At 72.9% G+C, this 20,334-nt stretch carries 21 protein-coding genes; 5 read left to right on the forward strand and 16 right to left on the reverse strand.

Annotation, left to right across the window (positions count from 1 at the left end; all coding sequences use genetic code 11):
- A partial coding sequence (locus ACPYOM_RS13315; RefSeq protein WP_481346328.1) for a formate--tetrahydrofolate ligase occupies positions 1 to 498 on the forward strand: 498 nt, incomplete at its 5' end.
- 33 nt (positions 499 to 531) lie between these two features.
- Here the strand turns inward: ACPYOM_RS13315 and ACPYOM_RS13320 are convergent.
- Complete coding sequence (locus ACPYOM_RS13320) at positions 532 to 1,566, reverse strand: GNAT family N-acetyltransferase (protein ID WP_481346329.1); 1,035 nt, start codon at positions 1,564 to 1,566, stop codon at positions 532 to 534.
- A gap of 308 nt (positions 1,567 to 1,874) precedes the next feature.
- A complete protein-coding gene (gene hflX, locus ACPYOM_RS13325; RefSeq protein ID WP_481341645.1) occupies positions 1,875 to 3,359 on the reverse strand; it encodes a GTPase HflX in 1,485 nt (494 codons plus the stop codon).
- A gap of 153 nt (positions 3,360 to 3,512) precedes the next feature.
- On the opposite strand from hflX, the gene ACPYOM_RS13330 reads away from it, so the two are divergent.
- A complete protein-coding gene (locus ACPYOM_RS13330) occupies positions 3,513 to 4,175 on the forward strand; it encodes a class I SAM-dependent methyltransferase (protein WP_481346330.1) in 663 nt (220 codons plus the stop codon).
- Here ACPYOM_RS13330 and dapF read toward each other — a convergent pair.
- Genes dapF through miaB form a run of 4 tightly spaced genes read right to left on the reverse strand, consistent with a single transcriptional unit; the run spans position 4,142 to position 8,207 of the window.
- Positions 4,142 to 4,993 (reverse strand): diaminopimelate epimerase, encoded by an 852-nt coding sequence (gene dapF / locus ACPYOM_RS13335; RefSeq protein ID WP_481346331.1) that lies wholly within the window; start codon positions 4,991 to 4,993, stop codon positions 4,142 to 4,144. The two genes, ACPYOM_RS13330 and dapF, sit on opposite strands and share 34 nt — an antisense overlap.
- A 1-nt stretch (position 4,994) precedes the next feature.
- Positions 4,995 to 5,978, reverse strand: coding sequence for a tRNA (adenosine(37)-N6)-dimethylallyltransferase MiaA (miaA, locus tag ACPYOM_RS13340; protein WP_481346332.1), 984 nt, complete (start codon positions 5,976 to 5,978; stop codon positions 4,995 to 4,997).
- A complete protein-coding gene (gene def, locus ACPYOM_RS13345; RefSeq protein WP_481346333.1) occupies positions 5,975 to 6,640 on the reverse strand; it encodes a peptide deformylase in 666 nt (221 codons plus the stop codon). Before def ends, miaA begins: the two co-directional genes overlap by 4 nt.
- A gap of 49 nt (positions 6,641 to 6,689) precedes the next feature.
- Positions 6,690 to 8,207 (reverse strand): tRNA (N6-isopentenyl adenosine(37)-C2)-methylthiotransferase MiaB, encoded by a 1,518-nt coding sequence (gene miaB, locus ACPYOM_RS13350; RefSeq protein WP_481346334.1) that lies wholly within the window; start codon positions 8,205 to 8,207, stop codon positions 6,690 to 6,692.
- A 223-nt stretch (positions 8,208 to 8,430) separates the two neighbouring features.
- On the opposite strand from miaB, the gene ACPYOM_RS13355 reads away from it, so the two are divergent.
- Positions 8,431 to 9,036 carry a YceI family protein gene (locus ACPYOM_RS13355; RefSeq protein ID WP_481341998.1) on the forward strand — a complete coding sequence of 202 codons (606 nt, stop codon included), beginning with the start codon at positions 8,431 to 8,433 and terminating at the stop codon, positions 9,034 to 9,036.
- 141 nt (positions 9,037 to 9,177) lie between these two features.
- Here ACPYOM_RS13355 and ACPYOM_RS13360 read toward each other — a convergent pair whose 3' ends face one another.
- From ACPYOM_RS13360 to ACPYOM_RS13375, 4 genes are all read right to left on the reverse strand, one after another.
- Entirely contained in the window at positions 9,178 to 9,957 is a 780-nt protein-coding gene (locus tag ACPYOM_RS13360; RefSeq protein ID WP_481346335.1) for a regulatory protein RecX, read from the reverse strand.
- A gap of 2 nt (positions 9,958 to 9,959) precedes the next feature.
- Positions 9,960 to 11,003, reverse strand: coding sequence for a recombinase RecA (recA, locus tag ACPYOM_RS13365; protein WP_481341996.1), 1,044 nt, complete (start codon positions 11,001 to 11,003; stop codon positions 9,960 to 9,962).
- Between the two features lie 252 nt (positions 11,004 to 11,255).
- Positions 11,256 to 11,789, reverse strand: coding sequence for an O-acetyl-ADP-ribose deacetylase (locus ACPYOM_RS13370; protein ID WP_481346336.1), 534 nt, complete (start codon positions 11,787 to 11,789; stop codon positions 11,256 to 11,258).
- Positions 11,786 to 12,037 (reverse strand): DUF3046 domain-containing protein, encoded by a 252-nt coding sequence (locus tag ACPYOM_RS13375; protein WP_481341994.1) that lies wholly within the window; start codon positions 12,035 to 12,037, stop codon positions 11,786 to 11,788. Before ACPYOM_RS13375 ends, ACPYOM_RS13370 begins: the two co-directional genes overlap by 4 nt.
- Before the next feature lie 215 nt (positions 12,038 to 12,252).
- Between ACPYOM_RS13375 and ACPYOM_RS13380 the strand changes: the two genes are divergently transcribed.
- Positions 12,253 to 13,833, forward strand: coding sequence for a DUF3352 domain-containing protein (locus tag ACPYOM_RS13380; protein WP_481346337.1), 1,581 nt, complete (start codon positions 12,253 to 12,255; stop codon positions 13,831 to 13,833).
- Between the two features lie 137 nt (positions 13,834 to 13,970).
- Here ACPYOM_RS13380 and ACPYOM_RS13385 read toward each other — a convergent pair whose 3' ends face one another.
- The 6 genes from ACPYOM_RS13385 to rimO are packed head-to-tail and all read right to left on the reverse strand — an operon-like array spanning position 13,971 to position 19,182.
- Positions 13,971 to 15,074, reverse strand: coding sequence for a mandelate racemase/muconate lactonizing enzyme family protein (locus ACPYOM_RS13385; protein WP_481346338.1), 1,104 nt, complete (start codon positions 15,072 to 15,074; stop codon positions 13,971 to 13,973).
- A complete protein-coding gene (locus ACPYOM_RS13390; protein ID WP_481346339.1) occupies positions 15,071 to 15,988 on the reverse strand; it encodes a serine hydrolase in 918 nt (305 codons plus the stop codon). Before ACPYOM_RS13390 ends, ACPYOM_RS13385 begins: the two co-directional genes overlap by 4 nt.
- A gap of 17 nt (positions 15,989 to 16,005) precedes the next feature.
- Positions 16,006 to 16,308, reverse strand: coding sequence for a helix-turn-helix domain-containing protein (locus tag ACPYOM_RS13395; protein WP_481341990.1), 303 nt, complete (start codon positions 16,306 to 16,308; stop codon positions 16,006 to 16,008).
- A gap of 42 nt (positions 16,309 to 16,350) precedes the next feature.
- A complete protein-coding gene (locus ACPYOM_RS13400; RefSeq protein ID WP_481346340.1) occupies positions 16,351 to 16,953 on the reverse strand; it encodes a CinA family protein in 603 nt (200 codons plus the stop codon).
- Entirely contained in the window at positions 16,946 to 17,683 is a 738-nt protein-coding gene (gene pgsA, locus ACPYOM_RS13405; RefSeq protein WP_481346341.1) for a CDP-diacylglycerol--glycerol-3-phosphate 3-phosphatidyltransferase, read from the reverse strand. The genes ACPYOM_RS13400 and pgsA overlap by 8 nt, the downstream gene beginning before the upstream one ends.
- Complete coding sequence (gene rimO / locus ACPYOM_RS13410) at positions 17,680 to 19,182, reverse strand: 30S ribosomal protein S12 methylthiotransferase RimO (RefSeq protein WP_481346342.1); 1,503 nt, start codon at positions 19,180 to 19,182, stop codon at positions 17,680 to 17,682. The genes pgsA and rimO overlap by 4 nt, the downstream gene beginning before the upstream one ends.
- Before the next feature lie 37 nt (positions 19,183 to 19,219).
- Here rimO and ACPYOM_RS13415 point away from each other — a divergent pair.
- The coding region (locus tag ACPYOM_RS13415) for a dipeptidase (RefSeq protein ID WP_481346343.1) at positions 19,220 to 20,334 on the forward strand (1,115 nt) is incomplete at its 3' end.

Consider the following 20,334-nt stretch of genomic DNA (forward strand, 5'->3'; position numbering starts at 1 on the left):
GTCGTGCGCCGGTTCTGCGACGAGCTCGGCGTCCGCTGCGCCGTGACGCGTCATGTGGCCGAGGGCGGGTCGGGGGCGGAGGACCTCGCCCGACGCGTGCTCGACGCGGCCGCCGAGCGGGCCGAGTTCCGCGTCCTCTACCCGCTGGAGATGCCGCTCGCGGACAAGATCGAGACCGTGGCCCGCGAGGTCTACGGCGCCGACGGCATCGACCTGTCCCCAGGGGCTGCCCGGGCCCTGCGCGACTACGAGCGTCTCGGCTTCGGCGAGCTGCCCGTCGTCATCGCCAAGACGCACCTGTCGCTGTCGTCGGACCCGACGCTGCTCGGGGCGCCGACGGGGTGGCGGATGCCGGTCCGCGAGGTGCGGGCCGCCGTCGGCGCCGGCTACGTGTACGCCGTCTGCGGCGACATGCGCACCATGCCGGGGCTGCCGAGCTCGCCCAACGCCGAGCGCATCGACCTGGACGAGGACGGAAGCATCGTCGGCCTTTCGTGAGGGATCACTCCACCGCGGTGCGACCGAACCACCTCAGATGAGCGGCGCAGCGTCGACGCGTCGGGCCATCGTGACGTCGTCGCGGTAGTCGGTGTCGGACAGCTTGAGCCCGCGCGGCACACGCCCGACCTCGGTCCAGCCCGCAGAGGCGTAGAACTCGCCGAGGCCGAGCCCGTCGCGGTAGTCGAGCCTGAGCAGCTCGACCGCGGGCAGCGACCGCCGGGCGATGCCGACCATCCCGCCGAGGAGGATGCGCCCGAGGTTGCGACCCTGGGCCGTCGGGTCCACCATGAGCCGCTTGAGGCCGGCGACGTGCTCGTACGGGAAGCCGCGCGAGTGCTCCCAGAAACCGAGCCCCCGCAGCGTGCCGTCGGGGTCACGCAGGGTGCACAGCAGTGCCGTCTGGGCACCGACGTCCACCAGGTGCCGGTCGAGAGCGGCGGCGACGGCCTCGCGCGGGGCCTCGGGCAGGAAGCCGACCGAGCCGCCGGCGTCGTTGACGTGCACCCACAGGTCGATGACGGCGTCCCTGAGCTCGGCGTCGACGCGGGCCGGGTCGACGACCGCGACGACCGGGGCCTCGAAGTACAGCATCGGCTCCGAGCCAGGCGGGTCGTCGCGGTTGAGGCGCGTGCCCTTCTGCACGAGGCCGGCCGCCGTGGCCGTCGCGGCGGAGGCGCCGTTGACCCGGTCGACCATGGCGGTGACGCGCTCGTCGCGGTGCTCCAAGCCCCAGGCGACGATGCCGCGCGACACCTCGCGGCCCAGTCCCTGACCGAGCCGGGAGTACGCGAGCCGGTAGTAGAGGTTGAGCTCGGTCTCGTCGGAGTCCTTGACCCGCAGTCCGGCCCAGCCGACGACCTCACCCGAGGACCGCTCGACGACGGCCGCGTACCCGACGCCGTCGGCCTCCCAGGAGTGGAGGTCGTCCTCGAGCCTCTCGCGGCAGCGTTCCGGGCTCGGCCTGGTGTGCGGCGCGTGCGCGTACGTTCGCGGGTCGCTGTGCAGTCGCACGTAGTCCTCGAGGTCGGCCTCGTCCGGGCGGCGCAGGACGAGACGCCGCGTCACGATCCAGGGGTCACCCGGACGTCCCGGCGCCGGCGGCTGCACCAGCGCCGGCACGCAGGTGCCACGAGCATCCACCGTCACCGCGACGGAGCCGGACGTTCGGGCGCCCGTGTCTCGCAGACAGCCTGTGGCGCGCCGTCGCAGCACGGCTCGATGTACAGGCACCTGGGGCAGCGGTTGTGCGCCTGCTCGGCATACATCTGGGCGCCGCAGTACGGGCAAGGGATCTCGAGGGCCATGCCACCATCCTCACCGACAGCTCCGACAGCAACGACAGCACCGACGCCGCGTCCTCCCGTCGGCGTCGGTCAGCTCGCGACGACGACGTAGTCGGACAGCTCGGCCTCGAGGTCGGGCGTCACCTTGGCCCGCACGCGCGTGCCGTCCGCGACGTGCTCGCTGGCGAGGACCTCGGCGCCCTCGTGGATGCGGGAGACGAGGTCACCGCGCTCGTAGGGCACCAGCACCTCGACCTCGATGTCCGGCCTGGGCAGCTCGTCGGCGATGAGGTCGCGCAGCTCGGCCAGGCCGGCGCCGGTTCGGGCCGACACGGTGATGCAGTGCCTCTCGTGGCGGCGCAGCCGGTCGAGCACCTCCGGGTCGGCGATGTCGGCCTTGTTGACGACGATGACCTCCTTGACCTGGTCACCGCCGACGTCGGCGAGCACGCCGCGCACGGCGCTGATCTGGCCCTCTGGGTCCGGGTGCGAGCCGTCCACGACGTGCAGCAGCAGGTCGGCGTCGGCCACCTCCTCGAGCGTCGACCGGAACGCCTCGACGAGCTGGTGGGGCAGGCTGCGGACGAAGCCGACGGTGTCGGCGAGCGTGTAGACGCGGCCGTCCTCGGTCTCGGCGCGCCGGACGGTCGGGTCGAGGGTGGCGAAGAGCTGGTTCTCGACCAGCACGCCGGCGCCGGTCAGCCGGTTGAGCAGCGAGCTCTTGCCGGCGTTGGTGTAGCCGGCGATCGCGACCGAGGGCACGCCCCCCACGCGTCGGGAGTGGCGCCGGGTGTCGCGGCTGGTCTTCATGCCCTTGATGTCGCGACGCAGCTTGGCGATCTTGGTGTTGATCCGGCGGCGGTCGAGCTCGATCTTCGTCTCACCGGGTCCGCGCGACCCGATGCCCTCACCGCCGGCGACGCGGCCACCGGCCTGGCGGGACATCGACTCGCCCCAGCCGCGCAGGCGCGGCAGGAGGTACTGCAGCTGCGCCAGCTCGACCTGGGCGCGGCCCTCCCGGCTCTTGGCGTGCTGGGCGAAGATGTCGAGGATCAGGGCGGTGCGGTCGATGACCTTGACCTTGACGACATCCTCGAGGGCACGACGCTGGCCCGGGGCCAGCTCGCCGTCGCAGATGACGGTGTCGGCGCCCTCGGCCACGACGATGTCGCGCAGCTCGATCGCCTTGCCCTTACCGAGGTACGTGGCGGGGTCCGGCCGCTGGCGCCGCTGGAGGACGCCGGCGAGAACGGTCGAGCCGGCGGTCTCGGCCAGCGCGGCGAGCTCGCGGATGGAGTTCTCGGCGTCCTCGCTCGTGCCGTCGGTCCAGACACCGGCGAGCACGACGCGCTCGAGACGAAGCTGCCGGTACTCGACCTCGGTGACGTCCTCGAGCTCGGTCGACAACCCCTGGACGCGGCGAAGGGCCGCACGCTCCTCGCGGTCGAGCTGGTCACCGTCGTAGAGCGGAAGGTCCGCCTCGGTGCGCTCGTCGAGGTCGGCGGCCAGTGCCTCGGCGCGGGTCGCGAACAGGTTGGTGCCGCGACTGTGCTGGTTCGTGTGGTTCGTCGTCATGTTCTCCCTATGGTCCCATCCCGTGAACGCCACGAGCGACTCGTTTGTGCCCGCACCACCTCAACCGGCGCTCACCCGGCCCATACCCCCTCGCGCGGGGCGGCACCGGTCCGGCCGGTGTCGCCCCGGGACCCTGCCGCTACGGTGGCCGTGATGAGCGAGCGGACCGACCACTACTTCAGCGCCGAGCCGGCCTCCCCCGAGGACCTGCGCACCATCGCGGTGACGTTGGAGGGCAGGCCGTACCGCCTGACCACCGCGCGGGGCGTCTACTCCCCCGAGCGTCTCGACCCGGGCACCGCGGTCCTCCTCGCCGCGGCTCCGGATCCGAGCCCGGCGGGTGCGCTCCTCGACCTCGGCTGCGGCTGGGGTCCCATCGGCCTGACCCTCGCGCTGCGCTCCCCCGGCGCGACCGTGTGGGGGGTCGACGTCAACCGCCGCTCGCTCGACCTCGCACGCCGCAACGCGGCGACCGTCGGCGTCGCGAACGTCACCTTCTGCGAGCCCCACGAGGTCCCGGCCGACCTGCGCTTCGACACGATCTGGTCCAACCCCCCGATCCACGTCGGCAAGGCGGCGCTGCACGACCTCCTCGAGCGCTGGCTGCGTCGGCTCACCGACGACGGTGCGGCCCACCTCGTCGTCCAGAAGCACCTCGGCTCGGACTCGCTGCAGAAGTGGCTCAACGCGCAGGACTGGGGCCTGACGTGCCGCCGCCTGTCGTCGGCCAAGTCGTTCCGCGTCCTCGAGGTGCGACGCGGGTCAGGACCGCCCGCAGGGCGTCACAACGGGAACTCACCGTCGGCGACGAGCTGAGCGGGTCCCGCGAGCTCGACCCGACTGCCCGGCAGCGGTGTCACGGTGAGGCGACCGCCGGGCACGTCGACGGTCCACGGGGAGTCGTCCTCGACCCCGGACCAGAAGCGCGTGGCGAGCGCCGCCGCGGCCGCGCCGGTTCCGCACGAGCGGGTCTCGCCGACCCCGCGCTCGTGGACCCGCATCGCGATGTGGCCCGGACCGACCGCCCTGACGAACTCCACATTGACCCCCTCGCGCTGCTCCGGGTGGACCTCGGGAGCGGCGGTGAGGTCGAGCTGGTCGAGGTCGATGCCCTCGGGGAGCATGACGACGGCATGCGGGTTGCCGAGGTCGAGCGACAGCGCCGGGACCGGCCTGCCGTGGCGGGGACGGACCATGACGTCGAAACCGTCACGGCGGGCACCCTCCTCGTCGGAGAGCCGCCACGGCCCGAGGTCGACCGCGTAGCCCGTGTCGGTGACGCGGATGGTCTTGGTGCCGGCACGCGTGGCGATGCTCAGCTGCCGGCCGTGGGCGAGTCCCTCGCGGCGCAGGTACTCGGCGAAGACGCGGGTGCCGTTGCCGCACATCTCCGCGAGGGACCCGTCCGAGTTGCGGTAGTCCATGAACCACTCGGCGTCGTCGGCCTGGGAGCGCACCGCGTCGTCGGTGGCGTACCGGGTGCGCACGACACGGATGACGCCGTCGGCGCCGAGCCCCGCGTGACGGTCGGCGATGCGCTGCACCTGCGCCGGCGTGAGCTCGAGGGTGCCGTCGAGGTCGGGAACGAGGACGAAGTCGTTCTCGGTGCCGTGGCCCTTGGTGAAGCGCGTCATGTCAGTCATTCTCCGGTACGGCAGGGACCGACGCGTCGTGGGCCCGGACTGCGGCGAGGGCGCGGTCGAGCAGGTCGGGAGCCTCGGCCTCCAGCCAGACGATGCGCGGGTCGGCGCCGAACCAGGACGCCTGCCGGCGCGCGTAACGACGCGTCGCCTGGGCCGTGTCGATCCGGGCCTGCTCCTCGGACAGGTCGCCGTCGAGAACGGCGATGGCCTGGCTGTACCCGATGGCGCGGCTCGCCGTGAACCCGTCGCGAAGCCCCGCTGCGAGCAGACGTTCGGTCTCCTGGCGCAGGCCCTGGTCCCACATCCGGTCGACGCGACGGCCGATCCGCTCGTCGAGCACGGCGCGGTCGAGGCGAAGCCCGAGAACGACTGCCGGAGTGACGTGCTCGCGCGCCGGCAGCGACGCGCTGAACGGTCGGCCGGTCAGCTCGACGACCTCGAGGGCCCGTACCACGCGGCGGACGTTCCCAGGCAGGATGCGCGCGGCCGCCTGCGGGTCGACGCCGCGGAGGCGGGCATGCATCGCCTCGCCTCCCTCGCGGTCGGCCTCCGCCTCGAGCCGGGCTCGGACGGCGGGGTCGGTGGGCGGGATGTCGAGCCGGTCGAGGGCCGCCCGGACGTAGAGCCCCGAGCCGCCGACGAGGAGGGGACGACGGCCTCGGGCACGGATGGCCGCGATGTCGGCCCGCGAGTTCCGTTGGTAGGCAGCGACACTCGCCTCCTCGGTCACATCGAGGACGTCGAGCTGGTGATGGGCGATGCCGCGACGCTCGGCGGGCGCGAGCTTCGCCGTACCGATGTCCATGCCGCGGTAGAGCTGCATGGCGTCCGCGTTGACAACCTCCCCCTCGAGCCGCTCGGCCAGGTCGAGCGCGAGGTCGGACTTGCCGGTCGCGGTGGCCCCCACGACGGCGACGACGGCGGGCAGCGCGGCGAGGGCACCGTCGGGACCGGCCGCGTCCGCCGGCCGGGTCACCCCGCCAGCTCGTCGTGCTCGCCGTGGCGGCCTGCGTGCACCTCGTGGCCCTCGTGGCCCTCGTGGCCCTCGGCGTCGAGGTCGGCCTCGTCGTGGCCGAAGGGGTCGGCGTCGACACCGGGCATCCACGAGTGCCCCGGCGTGCCCCAGCCGTTGCGGCGCACGGCCTTCTTCGCCTTCTTGGACTGGCGCTCGTCCAGGCGGTCGACGTACAGCGTGCCGTTGAGGTGGTCGTACTCGTGCTGCATGCAGCGGGCGAACCAGCCCGTGGCGTCGAACTCGACGCGGTTGCCCTCGACGTCGAACCCGACGACGTGGGCTCGCTCGGCCCGCCGCAGCGGGAACGACTCACCCGGCACCGACAGGCAGCCCTCGGTCTCCTCGTGCGGGTCGGGGCGGCCCGGCGGCACCTTCGAGGTGGTCACCGTCGGGTTGACGACGTGGCCCGACTCGGGGACCCCGTCGTCGTTCGGCATCTTCCAGACGAACACCCGCAGACCGACGCCGACCTGCGGGGCGGCAAGGCCCACACCGTTGGCCGCGACGTTCGTCTCGTGCATGTCCTCGACCAGCGTCCGCAGGTCGTCGTCGAACTCGGTCACGAGGGCGGCAGAGCGGTGGAGCACGGGCTCGCCGCTGATGACGATCGGGCGCACGGTCATGGGCCCAAGTCAAGCACGCCGACCGGCTCGCGCCCGAACCGGCCGGAGGTCAGGGGGCGGCGCAGGCGGGAGCGCTCGGAGCGGTCGCGGCGGGGCGTCCGATGCCCGGCATCCCGAGGGTCACAGCCGGCTTGCGCGGGCCGGTCGGCGCGTCCTGGAGCGCGGCCCACGCGTCCCCACCCGGCGTGCGGCGCACCCGGTACGCGCCACCCGTGACGGCCGAGTCGGCGACGAGGTGGTGGGGCGCCCCGTACGTGACCCCGACCGTGACGAGGTCGCCCGGGCGCGGCACCTCGGCCCCACCGGCGAGGGCGAAGTGGACCAGACGGTTGTCGCGGGCCCGGCCGGACAGGCGCTTGGTCGCGGAGTCCTTGCGCCCCTCGGACGGCGCGACGAGGACCTCGACCTCCCGTCCCTCCAGGCGGCGGTTCTCCGCCCACGACACCTCCTCCTGGAGGGCGATGAGCCGGTCGAAGCGCTCCTGCACGACCTCCTTGGGCACCTGGCCCTCCATCGTCGCCGCCGGGGTCCCGGGCCGGATCGAGTACTGGAAGGTGAAGGCGCTGGAGAACCGCGCCTCGCGCACGACGTCGAGGGTGCCCTGGAAGTCTGCCTCGGTCTCGCCGGGAAAGCCGACGATGATGTCGGTGGTGATCGCGGCGTCGGGGATCCGGTCACGCACCTGGTCGAGGATGCCGAGGAACCTGGCGCTGCGGTAGGAGCGACGCATCCGGCGCAGCACGTCGTCGGAGCCCGACTGCAGCGGCATGTGCAGGCTCGGCATGACGTTCGGCGTCTCGGCCATGGCCGAGATGACGTCGTCGGTGAAGGCGGCCGGGTGCGGGCTGGTGAACCGCACGCGTTCCAGGCCCTCGATGTCACCGCACGCGCGCAGCAGCTTGCCGAACGCGAGCCGGTCCCCGAACTCGACGCCGTAGGTGTTGACGTTCTGCCCGAGCAGGGTCACCTCCACGACGCCCTGGGCCACGAGTGCCTCGATCTCGGCGAGGATCTCACCGGGACGCCGGTCCTGCTCCTTGCCCCGCAGGCTCGGCACGATGCAGAAGGTGCAGGTGTTGTTGCACCCGACCGAGATCGACACCCAACCGCTGTAGGCGGAGTCGCGGCGCGTGGGGAGGGTGGACGGGAACACCTCGAGGCTCTCGAGGATCTCGACCTGGGCCTTGCGGTTGTGGGCTGCCCGGTCGAGCAGTGCCGGCAGCGAGCCGATGTTGTGGGTCCCGAAGACCACGTCGACCCACGGGGCGCGTTCGACGATGGCGCCTCGGTCCTTCTGGGCCATGCACCCGCCGACGGCGATCTGCAGGTCAGGGTTCTTCTGCTTGGCGGGGCGCAGCTGCCCGAGGTTGCCGTAGAGCTTGTTGTCGGCGTTCTCGCGGACGGCACACGTGTTGAAGACGACGACGTCGGCCACCTCCGGCCGCTCCCCCGCGGGAAGGCTGGCGAGGTCGACGTAGCCCGCGGTCTCGAGGAGGCCCGCGAGGCGCTCGCTGTCGTGGACATTCATCTGGCACCCGTGGGTGCGCACGTCATAGGTCTTCGGCATCGTCCTTCTCCGTCAGTCCGCCGGGCGCGCGGTGGCGTGCGGGCCGCGTCTAGGGTACGGCGTCCCGCGCCCCCGTCCGACGGCTCAACCGGACGTCGGCCTCCCATCACCCTACGGCGGAATAACCGGACCACGGTCCGAGTTTGAACCAATGCTTGACAGTTCAACGAGATCAGTGCAGACTGTCGTTGAACATTCAATCATCTACTCCGAAGGACTCATCATGGGACTGTTCAACCGCACCGCCGAGGCCCCCGCGGCCGAGACCACCTCCGTCGCCGTCGCCGACATCACCGGCGACTACACGCTGGACCCGAGCCACACGCGCATCGGCTTCTCGGCGCGCCACGCCATGGTCACCAAGGTGCGCGGCCAGTTCGAGGAGTTCGAGGGCAGCGCCCACGTCGACACCGCCACCCCGTCCAACTCCTCGGTCACCGTCACCATCAAGGCGGCGAGCGTGACCACCGGCAACGAGCAGCGCGACGGCCACCTGCGCACCCCTGACTTCTTCGACATCGAGAACCACCCCGAGATCACCTTCGTCTCGACGCGCGTCGAGCGCGACGGCGCCGAGTGGGAGATCACCGGTGACCTCACCATCAACGGGGTGACGAAGTCCGTCACGATCCCCTTCGAGGAGACCGGCTCGGCCAAGGACCCGTTCGGCAACACCCGCGTCGGCTTCGAGGGCGGCGTCACCATCGACCGCACCGAGTGGAACCTGTCGTTCAACGCGGCGCTCGAGACCGGTGGCGTCCTCGTCAGCGAGAAGGTCAAGCTCGAGTTCGACATCTCGGCGATCGCCGTGGTGCCGTCGCAGGCGTGACCTGCACCTGAACCCGGCCGCGCCGGCCACCCCACGAAGGGCGAGGACCGCAGGGTCCCCGCCCTTCGTCGTGCCCTCGGGTCCATCCCGTCGGCACCGGACCTTCCTGCTGCCGGTCCGCGGCCGGCGTGACGGGGCGGGTCAGTCTCGCTGGTGCTCCTCGGCGAGGTTGACCGCATCGCGCACGACCGGCCACGCGATCTCCCCGGAGTAGCCCTTGCGGGCCAGCATGGCTGCCAGCCGGCGGGCCTGCACGTCGGGCGCGAGCCCGTGCATGGTGCGCAGCTTCTTGGCCACGAGGTCCTCGGCCCTGGCCCGCTCGTCGTCGGCGTCGACCTGGCCGAGCGCCTCCTCGGCGACGTCCTGGTCGATGCCCTGCTTGCGCAGCTCGTGGGCGAGGGCCTTGCGGGCCAGACCTCGTGCCGCCTGCTTGGAGCGAACGAGCATCTCGGCGTAGGCCTCGTCGTCCACGAGCCCCACCTCGGTCATGCGGTCGAGGACCCGGGTCGCCACCGAGTCGTCGCAGCCGCGGTCCCGCAGCTTTCGCTCCAGCTGGGCCCGGCTGCGGGGCGCCATGCTCAGCTGTCGCAGGACGATCGCGCGCGCGACCGACTCGGGGTCGGTCTCGGGCGCGTGCGTCGTCGGGTCGGGCGGGGGTGGTGGCGTGCCACGCCTCCCCCGCCGAGAGGGACCGGGCGCGCGGCGGCCTCCCGGCTCGAGCTCGGGATCTCGGCGAGGCGACCCGTCGCCCCAGGGTCCCGGCTCGCCCCAGAGCCTGGGGTTGCCCGAGCCGGCCGGAGCAGGCGCCCCGGACAGGCCCTCGGCCTCGGCCAGGATCCGCGCGGCCCGGGCCAGCCGTTCCTCGACCGACGGGTCGAGGCCGGCTGACGACCGGTCCGGACGGCGAGCTCCGGAGCTCACGATCAGAAGTCGACCGGGACGTCCGCGACCTCGGCCGGCTGGTCCACACGCGGCCCGACGCCGAGCTTCTCCTTGACCTTCTTCTCGATCTCGTCGGCGAGGTCGGGGTTGTCCTTGAGGAAGTTGCGAGCGTTCTCCTTGCCCTGGCCGAGCTGGTCGCCCTCGTAGGTGTACCAGGCCCCGGCCTTGCGGATGAAGCCGTGCTCGACCCCCATGTCGATGAGTCCACCCTCGCGCGAGATGCCCAGGCCGTAGAGGATGTCGAACTCCGCCTGCTTGAACGGCGGCGACACCTTGTTCTTGACGACCTTGACACGGGTGCGGTTGCCGACCGGCTCGGTGCCGTCCTTGAGGGTCTCGATGCGACGCACGTCGAGACGTACGGACGCGTAGAACTTCAGCGCCTTTCCACCGGTGGTCGTCTCGGGCGAACCGAACATGACGCCGATCTTCTCGCGCAGCTGGTTGATGAAGATCGCGGTCGTGCCCGTCGAGTTCAGCGCACCGGTGAGCTTGCGCAGCGCCTGGCTCATGAGGCGGGCCTGCAGGCCGACGTGGCTGTCGCCCATCTCACCCTCGATCTCGGCGCGCGGCACGAGGGCGGCGACGGAGTCGATGACGATGATGTCGAGCGCGCCGGAGCGGATGAGCATGTCGGCGATCTCGAGCGCCTGCTCACCGGTGTCGGGCTGGGAGACGAGCAGGGCGTCGGTGTCGACGCCGAGCTTCTTGGCGTACTCGGGGTCGAGCGCGTGCTCGGCGTCGATGAAGGCCGCGATGCCGCCGGCGCGCTGCGCGTTGGCGACCGCGTGCAGGGCCACGGTCGTCTTGCCGGAGGACTCCGGGCCGTAGATCTCGACGATGCGCCCACGCGGGAGGCCGCCGATGCCGAGCGCGACGTCGAGGGCGATCGACCCCGTGGGGATGATCTCGATCGGCGGTCGGACGTCGTCGCCGAGGCGCATCACCGCACCCTTGCCGTAGCTCTTCTCGATCTGACCCATCACCGAGGCGAGGGCCTTGTCCTTGTCCATCACCGATGCCATGTGGTGGCCACCTATCTGCCGTCTGCGCTGCGGTCGTCTGCCTTCGACCCTGAACGACGGCGTTCGTGAGTTCCGTTGTCGGGTCAGACGTTAGGTGCCGGCGCCGACATCGGAGTTCACCACGAGACGGCCTGTGGACGATGCCATGGACGACACCGGACCTGTGGACAACACTACCGAACACGTGTTCGAGACCGGGCAGCGACACGCCGCCGCCGTGGCCGACCGCTCGATCAGCGCACCCGCCGAGGGTCAGGCCTCCCCGGCCTCGGCGAGCGCCGCCTCGAAGGCGGCGTGGACCTGGTCCGAGAAGAGCCAGAAGCGCGCCTCCCGGACGGCCGGGAACGCGGCGAGAGCGTCCGCGAGCGTCGTCACGGCGACGCGGGCCGCCGCGTCGGGGGGGTAGCCGTAGACGCCGCACGAGATGGCCGGGAACGCGACGACGGCGCACGACGCCTGGGCCGCGAGCTCCACCGACCGGCGGTAGCAGGACGCGAGCAGCTCCGGCTCCCCCGCCCCGCCGCCGCGCCACACCGGACCCACGGTGTGGATGACGTGGCGGACCGGCAGCCGCCCCGCACCGGTGATCTTGGCGTCGCCGGTCGCGCACCCGCCGAGGAGCCGGCACTCGGCGAGCAGGTCAGGACCGGCTGCGCGGTGGATCGCGCCGTCGACGCCCCCACCGCCGAGGAGCGAGGAGTTCGCCGCGTTGACGATGGCGTCGGCTCCGGCGTCGGTCGTGATGTCCCCACGCCGAAGGGTGATCCGGCCGCGCGGGGCGCTCACGGGCCGGCCACCTGGCCGCCCTGCGCGCCACGGGCCACGCGGTCGTCGCGGCCGAGGCGTCGGGACTCGGGCACGTCCATGTCGTCGCAGATCGCCTCCCAGACGCGGCGTGGCGGTTCGCCGTCTGCGAGCGCCTCGTCGACGGACCGGCCGCCGAGCGAGCCGATGACGTGGTCGCGGGCGAGCGACCTCGCGTACCCCTCGCCGAACTCGTCCTCCATCAGGGTCCAGAAGTGACTCATCCGCACGCCTGCCAGTCTGCCACCCGGCGCAGCCGTGCCCGACCCGCTGCGGTCGTCCCTCGTCGCCGACGCCTCCACTCGGCGTCGGGAGCCGGCCCGGGACGCCTCCGGTCACGACCGCGTCGCAGGATCGCCGAACCGGACATGGCCGTCCTCACCAGGCGATATCGTCGCTGCGCGGCGCCAGTGCCGGCACACCATCCTCAGGGGGAGCACTTCACATGTCCGACTCGACGTACCGACCTTCGGGAGACACGCAGGTCACCCAGCCCTACACGTATCCCGTCGCCGGCGACCTGGTCGGGTCCACGGCAACCGAGGGCGTCGCCCTCTCGGACGAGCCGGCGGCGCCGGGCGTCGCTCGCCGCAGGCGTACCGGTCTGCTCGCCGGCGGCCTCGCCGCGGTGGTGCTGCTCGGCGGCGCCGGGGTCTTCGCGGCCCAGCAGCTGGGCGGGGGCGGCTCGCAGCCCGCGGACGTGCTGCCCGGTGACGCGTACGCCTACCTCCGCCTCGACATCGACCCCTCCGCCGGGCAGAAGGTCGCCGCGGTCCGCTTCCTCGGCAAGGTCCCGCAGATCCAGAACACCCTCGGGAGCGGCGACCCCCGCAAGAAGCTCTGGGACCTCGCCGCCCACGACTCGCGCGACGCGTGCATGAAGACGTTCCGCTACGACACCGACATCGCGCCGTGGCTCGGCGACCGCGTCGGCCTGGCGCTGCGGCCCGGTGGCACGAAGGACAAGCCGAACCTCGCCGTGGCGATCCAGGTCAGGGACGAGGACGCCGCGCGCACGACGCTGGACCGGCTCCGGACCTGCGGCGCCAGCGGGGCCGACACCGACCTGCGCGTCAAGGACGGCTACGCCATCCTCACCCCGGCTGGCCTCGGCGACGCGACGCTCGCGGCGACCGCGAAGGGCAGTCTCGCGCAGAACGCGACCTTCGCCGGCGACATGTCGGCGCTCGGCGAGCAGGGCGTGGCGTCGGCGTGGGTCGACATGCGCCTCGGCCTGCCCGAGCTGCAGAAGCTCGGCGGCAGCCTCGGGCCCACCGCCGTGCCGGGTGGCAAGGGCCGCTTGGCCGCCGCCCTGCGCTTCGACGCCGACTACGTCGAGCTGGCCGGTGTCGTCCGGGGCGCCGACGCATCGGGGACGGCCAAGGGCGATGGCACGGAGCTGGCCAACCTGCCGGCCAACACGATGGCCGCCCTGCAGGTGTCCGGCGCGGACCAGTCGATCGACGCCGCGTGGCCGAACCTGAAGAAGCAGCTCGACGGTGCCGCACGCGGCCAGGGCGACGTCCTCGCGATGGTGCAGCAGGGGCTCGGCGTCAAGCTACCCGCCGACCTCAAGGCGCTCCTCGGTCGCTCCTTCACGCTCTCGGTCCCCGGCCAGGACCTCACCTCGGCAGCCCCGACGATCGGCGCCAAGATCATCTCGAGCGACGCCAAGCGGGCCGACGCGGTCATCACCCGCCTGCTCCGCTCCGCGGGCGGGGCCCCCGCCCTGACCCACCGGGTCGTCGGCGACAAGGTGTACGTGGCGACGACGTCCGACTACGCCGACGACCTCCAGGCCGGTGGGCGCCTCGGCGACAGCGAGGCCTTCACGCAGGCCGTCGGTGACGTCAGCGGGTCCAACGTCGCCGTGTTCCTCGACCTCGACAAGCTCGAGAAGCTCTACCTCAGCGGCGTCCACGGTCAGGAGAAGACCTTCCTCGAGTCGCTCAAGGCAGTCGGTCTGAACGCCAGGCAGACCGGCGCCGGTGAGGGCGCGTTCACGTTCCGCGTCGTCGGCAACTGAACGACGCCGCCCGGCACGTCCCACGGGGCGGCACGGCTGCAGGACGGGCACGACCGGCACGACCGCTGCGACGCCAGCGGTCGCCCGTCCGGACGAACGAGGGACCCCGCCCCGGCGGGGTCCCTCGTCGCACGGGCTCAGGCGCGGGCGAGCCCCGTCACGCCGGACCCGGGGGCGTCGGGCAGGCGGATCTCGTTGCCGCAGTACCGGATACCGCCCTCGACCGGCGAGGCGACCGACCACCAGGCGGCATCGAGGTCGCTGACCTCCGTCGTCGGCTCGGCAGCGACGAGCGAGGCCGCCGCACCGACTCCGACGTGCGACTCCATCATCGAACCGACGATGGTGCGCAGCCCGGCGTCGTGCGCCCGGCGCAGCATGTCGCGGCCGACCGCGAGCGACCCGCACTTGGCGAGCTTGACGTTGACGAGGTCTGCGGCGCCGAGCCGGATGATGCGCTCGAGGTCGTAGGGGCCGAAGCACGACTCGTCGGCCATGACCGGCAGGCCGACGCGCTCGCGGACCCACGCCAGTCCCTCGACGTCGTCCGCCACGACGGGCTGCTCGACGAACTCGACGCCGAGGTCTGCCACCTCGAGGGCGCGGATGACCCGCACGGCCTCCTCGCGCGTCCAGCCCTGGTTGGCGTCCAGACGGATCGCGACGTCGGGCCCGACCGCGTCGCGGACCGAGGCCACTCGCTGGACGTCGGTGTCGGCGTCCGTCCCGACCTTCATCTTCACCGTGCGGAACCCGTCGGCGACCCGGGCCCGGGCGGTGTCGGCGAGGTCGGCCGCGCTCCCGGCCGACAGCGTGACGTCGGTGACGAGCACGGGCTCCGGGACGCGTCGACCCTCGGCGAGCAGCGCCGCCACCGAGACGCCCTCGGCCAGCGCGAAGACGTCGTGCAAGGCGGAGTCCAAGGCCGCCTTCGCGCCGAAGTTGCGCGCCACCGTGCGCGCGACGGTCCGGCCGAGCGCGGCGAGGTCGCCGCGGTCGTCGAGCGGTCGGCCCGTGACCGCAGGCGCGAGCATCTGCTCGAGGCAGGCCGTCGCGCCGGCGAGGGACTCACCGGTCACCTGCCACACCTGTGGGGCCTCACCCCAGCCGACCCTGCCGTCGCTGTCGGTGACGCGCACGAGGACGGTGTCGACGGTCTCGGTCCGGCGCAGTGCCGTGACGAAGGGCGTGTGCAAGGGCACCGACGACGTGGTCGTCTCGACGCGGACGACGGTGGTCATGCGGTGACCTCCGTGACACCAGTGGCCGCCGTCCTCCCGGTCGCCGCGGGGCGGTCCGGGGACGTGACGTCGGCCGCGGGGTGGGTGGTCACCCACACGGCGCGGGCGATGTCGGCGACGAGCGCGGCGGCCTCGGACTCGCCGAGGTCGACCGTCGTGCAGACGGCCAGCACGAACGGCGCCTCGCCCACGGGCCGCACGAGGGCGACGTCGTGCGAGACCCCCGGGACCCACCCCGACTTGCTTGCAGTGGGCGTGCCGGGCGGCAGTCCGGCCGGTACCTGGTCGAGGTGGTGCTGGCGAGACAGCATCGCCTCGACCGGCGCCAGGACGGCCTCGCCCCCGAGCGCGGGCTCCCGCCGCCCGACGGCCGCCATCAGGGCTCCGAGGTCGGCCGCCGTGACGGTGTTCGTGATGCCGGCCGCGCGGGCGGCCGCGTCCTCGATGCCGCGCGCGACGACGGTCGAGGGCGAGCAACCGGCCAGGCTCAGCACCTCGGCCACCTCGTCGAGGCCGACGACGTCGAGGAGCAGGTTGGTCGCGAGGTTCCCCGAGTGGGTGATCGCGTGCTCGGCGAGCTCGCCCAGCGTCCGGGTCCCGCCGAGCGCCGCCCACGTGTCCGGGTCCTGGTCGTCCGACTCGTCCATGGTGAAGGGGGATCCGTCGAGGACGGAGGCGAACGAGCTGTGCACCGCGTGCGGGGCCTCGAGGTCGAGCTCACCCCGCACGACGCGTCGCAGGGCCGCCACGACGAGCGGCAGCTTCATCGTCGAGGCCGCATAGTGCGGCACGTCGGCGTCGTGCGACCAGCGTCGACGACCGTCGAGGTCGCCCAGCCACACGGACACGGCCGCACCGTCGGGAGCGCCGAGCCGGGTCAGCCGTGACTCGAGGTCCGTGAACGTCGTGGGCACCCTCGCACGGTAGACGATCAGGCCGCGGAGGCCGACACCACCTCGCCGGCAGGGACGGGCAGGCGGACGGTCGTGGCCAGGCCCTCGCTCTCGGCCATCCGCGCGGACACGTCGATGAGCACCTGGGACAGCGGCGTGTCGAGCGCACCGCAGATGGACGCGAGCAGCTCGGAGGACGCCTCCTTCTCACCGCGCTCCACCTCGGAGAGGTAGCCGAGCGACACCGATGCCGTGGCCGAGACCTCCCGGAGCGTGCGGCCCTGGGCGCGGCGGCGCTCGCGCAGGACGTCACCGAGCTCGCGTCGCAACAGTGTCGTCATGCCGCCCTCCTCCAAGGTCGTCGTGTCGTCGGGGTCGAGTGCTCAGTCGTCGGCGGTAGGAGCTCCGGGTGCCGACAGGCCTACCGTACCGCGAGGGTCGGTCACCGGTGCAGCGGTTCCCCGCGTGGCGCGAGTCTCCTCCAGGGCCAGGGCGAGGACCCCGGCCACCGTGCCGGAGCGCACCTGCGCCCTGGTCCCCTTCAACCGCAGCGACCGCGTCGCTGTTCCCGCGGGACCCGCCACCGCAACGTGGACCGTGCCGGCGGGCTTGCCCTCGGCGGGTCCGGGACCGGCCACCCCGGTGGTGGCCACACCCCACGTGGCGCCCAGCCGCTCACGTACGCCCCGGGCCATCGCGGCCGCGACGTCGGCGTCGACGGTGCCGACCCGGTCCAGCAGGTCGTGCGGGACGCCGAGCAGCGCCGTCTTGAGGTCGGCCGCATAGGCGACGACGCCCCCACGGAGCACGTTCGAGGCGCCCGGGGTGTCGGCCACCGTCGCCGCGACGAGTCCCGCAGTGAGGGACTCCGCGCAGGCCAGGGTCTGCCGCGCCTCGGTCAGCTCGGCGACGAGTGCCGCACCGGCGGCCCCGGTGTCGGCGGCATCAGCGGTGCCAGCCGGGACGGCGTCGGCGTCGTCACTCACGGTGCGGCGTCCGCTCCTCCGGGCGGCCCGGTGCAGCGGCCGCTCCAGCGGCACCCGCACCCCCTGCACCACCGGCCGCCTCGGCGCGACGCGCCGCGCGGGCCTCGCGCCGCAGCCGGGTGCGCTCGCTCGTCTCGCGCAGGCGCGCGGCCTTGAACACGTAGTCCACACCGGACAGCACCGTCATGACGGTGGCCGCGCCGAGCACGACGTAGGCGACGGTGGTCCAGACCTCGCCGAGCGGGAGCACCCAGAGGGGGAAGGTCAACGCACCGAGCGACAGCGTCTGGAGCATCGTCTTGAGCTTGCCCCCACGCCCGGCCGGCATGACGCCGTGACGGATGACGACGAAGCGCAGGACCGTGATGCCGATCTCGCGGACGAGGATGACGACGGTGACCCACCACCACACGACGCCGAGCAGCGACAGCCCGATGAAGGCCGTGCCCGTGAGCGCCTTGTCGGCGATGGGGTCGGCGACCTTGCCGAAGTTGGTGATCTCACCACGGCGTCTGGCCAGCTTGCCGTCGACGCCGTCGGTGACCGCCGCGACCGCGAAGACGACCCAGGCCCAGAACCGCCACCACGGTTCGTGGCCACCGTCCTGGAACAGGGCGAAGGCGTAGACCGGCACGAGGAGGAACCGGAGCACCGTCAGGGCGTTCGGCAGGTTCCAGTCGGTCGGACGAGGGTTCGGACCCTCCCCTCGGTGGAAGGTGGTCGGCGTCATCGCGGCTCCGCGACGAGGTCGATCCCCTCGGTGTCGACGACGACGGCCGGCACCAGGTCGCCGACGGCGGGCACGGGGGCCCCGTCGGCGAGGCGGAGGACGGTGACGCCGTCGACGTCCGGTCCCTGGAACGCGGCCCGGCCGACCGGCGCGCCGTCGTCGTCGAGCTCCTCGACGAGCACGTCGACGACCTCGCCGACCCGCTCCTCGGCCCGCTGGGCGTTGAGCTCCTCGACGAGGCGGGTGACGCGGTCGAGGCGCTCGGCGACGACGGCCGGGTCGACCTTGTCGCCGTACCCCTCGGCCTCGGTGCCGTCCTCGTCGGAGTAGCCGAAGACGCCGACGACGTCGAGGCGCGCCTCGACGAGGAAGGCCTCGAGCTCCGCGAGGTCCGTCTCGGTCTCGCCGGGGAACCCGACGATGACGTTGCACCGGATGCCGGCCTCCGGGGCGTCCGCGCGGACCCGCGCGAGCAGGTCGAGGAAGGCCTCGCGCGATCCGAACCGCCGCATCCGCCGCAGCAGCGGCTCGGACGCGTGCTGGAAGGAGATGTCGTAGTACGGGACGACGCCTGGTGTCTCGGCCATGGCGCGCAGGAGTCCCGGGCGGATCTCGGCCGGCTGGAGGTAGGAGACGCGGACCCGCTCGATGCCCCCGATTGCCGTCAGCTCCGGCAGCAGCTTCTCGAGCAGGCCGAGGTCGCCGAGGTCCTTGCCGTAGGACGTCGAGTTCTCGGAGACGAGGAACAGCTCGCGGACGCCACGAGCCGCGAGCCAGCGCGCCTCGGTGACGACGTCCGTGGGGCGACGGGAGACGAACGCGCCGCGGAACATCGGGATGGCGCAGAAGGAGCAGCGTCGGTCGCAGCCGGAGGCGATCTTGAGCGGCGCCCAGGGGCGGCCGTCGAGCCGGGCGCGTACGACGCGCGGCCCGCTGGCCGGCACGGGGACGGCGTCCTCGGTCGGGAGCGCCTGCGTCGACCCGGCGGGCGCTGACGCAGCAGGGACGGACGCGTCGCCGTGGCCCGGCAGCGCGACCGTCGAGACGCCCGCCTGGCGTGCGACGGGCGACAGCGGCAGGAGGGCACGCCGGTCGCCCGGCGCGTGGCTCTCGACGTGGCCACCCGCGAGCAGGGTGCGCAGGTGCACGCTCATGTCGCGGTAGGAGTCGAAGCCGAGCACCGCGTCGGCCTCGGGCAGCTGGTCGGCCAGCTGCTTGCCGTACCGCTCGGCGAGGCAGCCGACCGCGACGACCTTCTGGGTGCGCCCGTGCTCCTTGAGGTCGCTGGCCTCGAGGAGCGCGTCGATGGAGTCCTTCTTGGCCTGCTCGACGAACCCGCACGTGTTGACGACCGCGACGTCGGCCTGCGACGCGTCGTCGACGAGCCGCCACCCCTCCGCGAGCAGGCGCCCCGCGAGCTCCTCGCTGTCGACCTCGTTGCGGGTGCAGCCGAGGGTGACGAGGGCGACGCTGCGCTCGGTGGGATGGGGAGGGGCCATGCGTCCACTCTAGATGGCGGGGTGTTCAATGTCGGACATGCTCGGAGCCGACGGCCAGCGCCCCACGACCGGCGACCCCGACATCGCCGACAGCCCCGACAGCCGCGCCGGGACGCATCAGGAGGCGCTCGCCCGGGCACGTCGGCTGCTCGCCGAGCATCCCCTCCTCGACGGCCACAACGACCTGCCCTGGGCCGCCCGGGAGCTGACGCGGTACGACTTCGAGGCGCTCGACCTGTCGGCTCGGGTGACGAGCACCCGGACCGACATCCCGCGGCTGCGCGAGGGCGGTGTCGGGGCACAGTTCTGGTCCGTCTTCGTGCCGAGCACCCTGCAGGGCGACGCCGCCGTCGTCGCGACCCTCGAGCAGGTCGACGCCGTGCACCGCATGGTGGCCACGTGGCCGGGTGAGCTCGCCCTGGCCCTGACCGCCGACGACGTCGACGCCGCCCGCGCCAGTGGCCACATCGCCTCCCTGCTCGGGGCCGAGGGCGGGCACTCCATCGGCTCGTCCCTCGCGGCCCTTCGCGCCCTCCACACGCTCGGCGTCCGGTACCTGACGCTGACCCACAACGACAACACGCCCTGGGCCGACTCGGCGACCGACGAGCCGGCCGTCGGCGGACTCACCGCCTTCGGCCGCGAGGTGGTCCGCGAGATGAACCGGCTCGGCATGCTCGTCGACCTGAGCCACGTCGCCGCCACGACGATGCGCGCCGCCCTGGCCACCACGGAGGCGCCCGTCGTCTTCAGCCACTCCTCGGCGCGCGCGCTCTGCGACACGCCCCGCAACGTTCCGGACGACGTCCTCGCGACGCTGCCGGCCAACGGCGGGGTCTGCATGGTGACCTTCGTGCCCGAGTTCGTCTCCCCCGACACCGCTGCCTGGCGGGTCGAGGCCGCGGCGGCCGCCGCGGAGGTCGGGGTGGACGCGAAGGACTGGGAGGCGTTCGGCCGCTTCACGGCCACCTGGGTCCGCGAGCACCCCAAGCCGGACGCCACGGTGGCCCAGGTCGCCGACCACGTCGAGCACGTCCGCGAGGTGGCCGGGATCGAGCACGTCGGGATCGGGGGCGACTACGACGGCACGGACACCTTCCCGCTCGGGCTCGAGGACGTCAGCGGCTACCCGACGCTCGTCGCCGAGCTGCT

The sequence above is a fragment of the Monashia sp. HAY1-2A genome (assembly GCF_056755315.1).

Coding starts and splice junctions, on each gene's coding strand:
- hflX (WP_481341645.1), bottom strand. CDS start 3,359: ATGACGACGAACCACACGAACCAGCACAGTCGCGGCACCAACCTGTTC.
- ACPYOM_RS13330 (WP_481346330.1), top strand. CDS start 3,513: ATGAGCGAGCGGACCGACCACTACTTCAGCGCCGAGCCGGCCTCCCCC.
- dapF (WP_481346331.1), bottom strand. CDS start 4,993: ATGACGCGCTTCACCAAGGGCCACGGCACCGAGAACGACTTCGTCCTC.
- def (WP_481346333.1), bottom strand. CDS start 6,640: ATGACCGTGCGCCCGATCGTCATCAGCGGCGAGCCCGTGCTCCACCGC.
- miaB (WP_481346334.1), bottom strand. CDS start 8,207: ATGCCGAAGACCTATGACGTGCGCACCCACGGGTGCCAGATGAATGTC.
- ACPYOM_RS13355 (WP_481341998.1), top strand. CDS start 8,431: ATGGGACTGTTCAACCGCACCGCCGAGGCCCCCGCGGCCGAGACCACC.
- recA (WP_481341996.1), bottom strand. CDS start 11,003: ATGGCATCGGTGATGGACAAGGACAAGGCCCTCGCCTCGGTGATGGGT.
- ACPYOM_RS13380 (WP_481346337.1), top strand. CDS start 12,253: ATGTCCGACTCGACGTACCGACCTTCGGGAGACACGCAGGTCACCCAG.
- ACPYOM_RS13385 (WP_481346338.1), bottom strand. CDS start 15,074: ATGACCACCGTCGTCCGCGTCGAGACGACCACGTCGTCGGTGCCCTTG.
- ACPYOM_RS13395 (WP_481341990.1), bottom strand. CDS start 16,308: ATGACGACACTGTTGCGACGCGAGCTCGGTGACGTCCTGCGCGAGCGC.
- pgsA (WP_481346341.1), bottom strand. CDS start 17,683: ATGACGCCGACCACCTTCCACCGAGGGGAGGGTCCGAACCCTCGTCCG.
- rimO (WP_481346342.1), bottom strand. CDS start 19,182: ATGGCCCCTCCCCATCCCACCGAGCGCAGCGTCGCCCTCGTCACCCTC.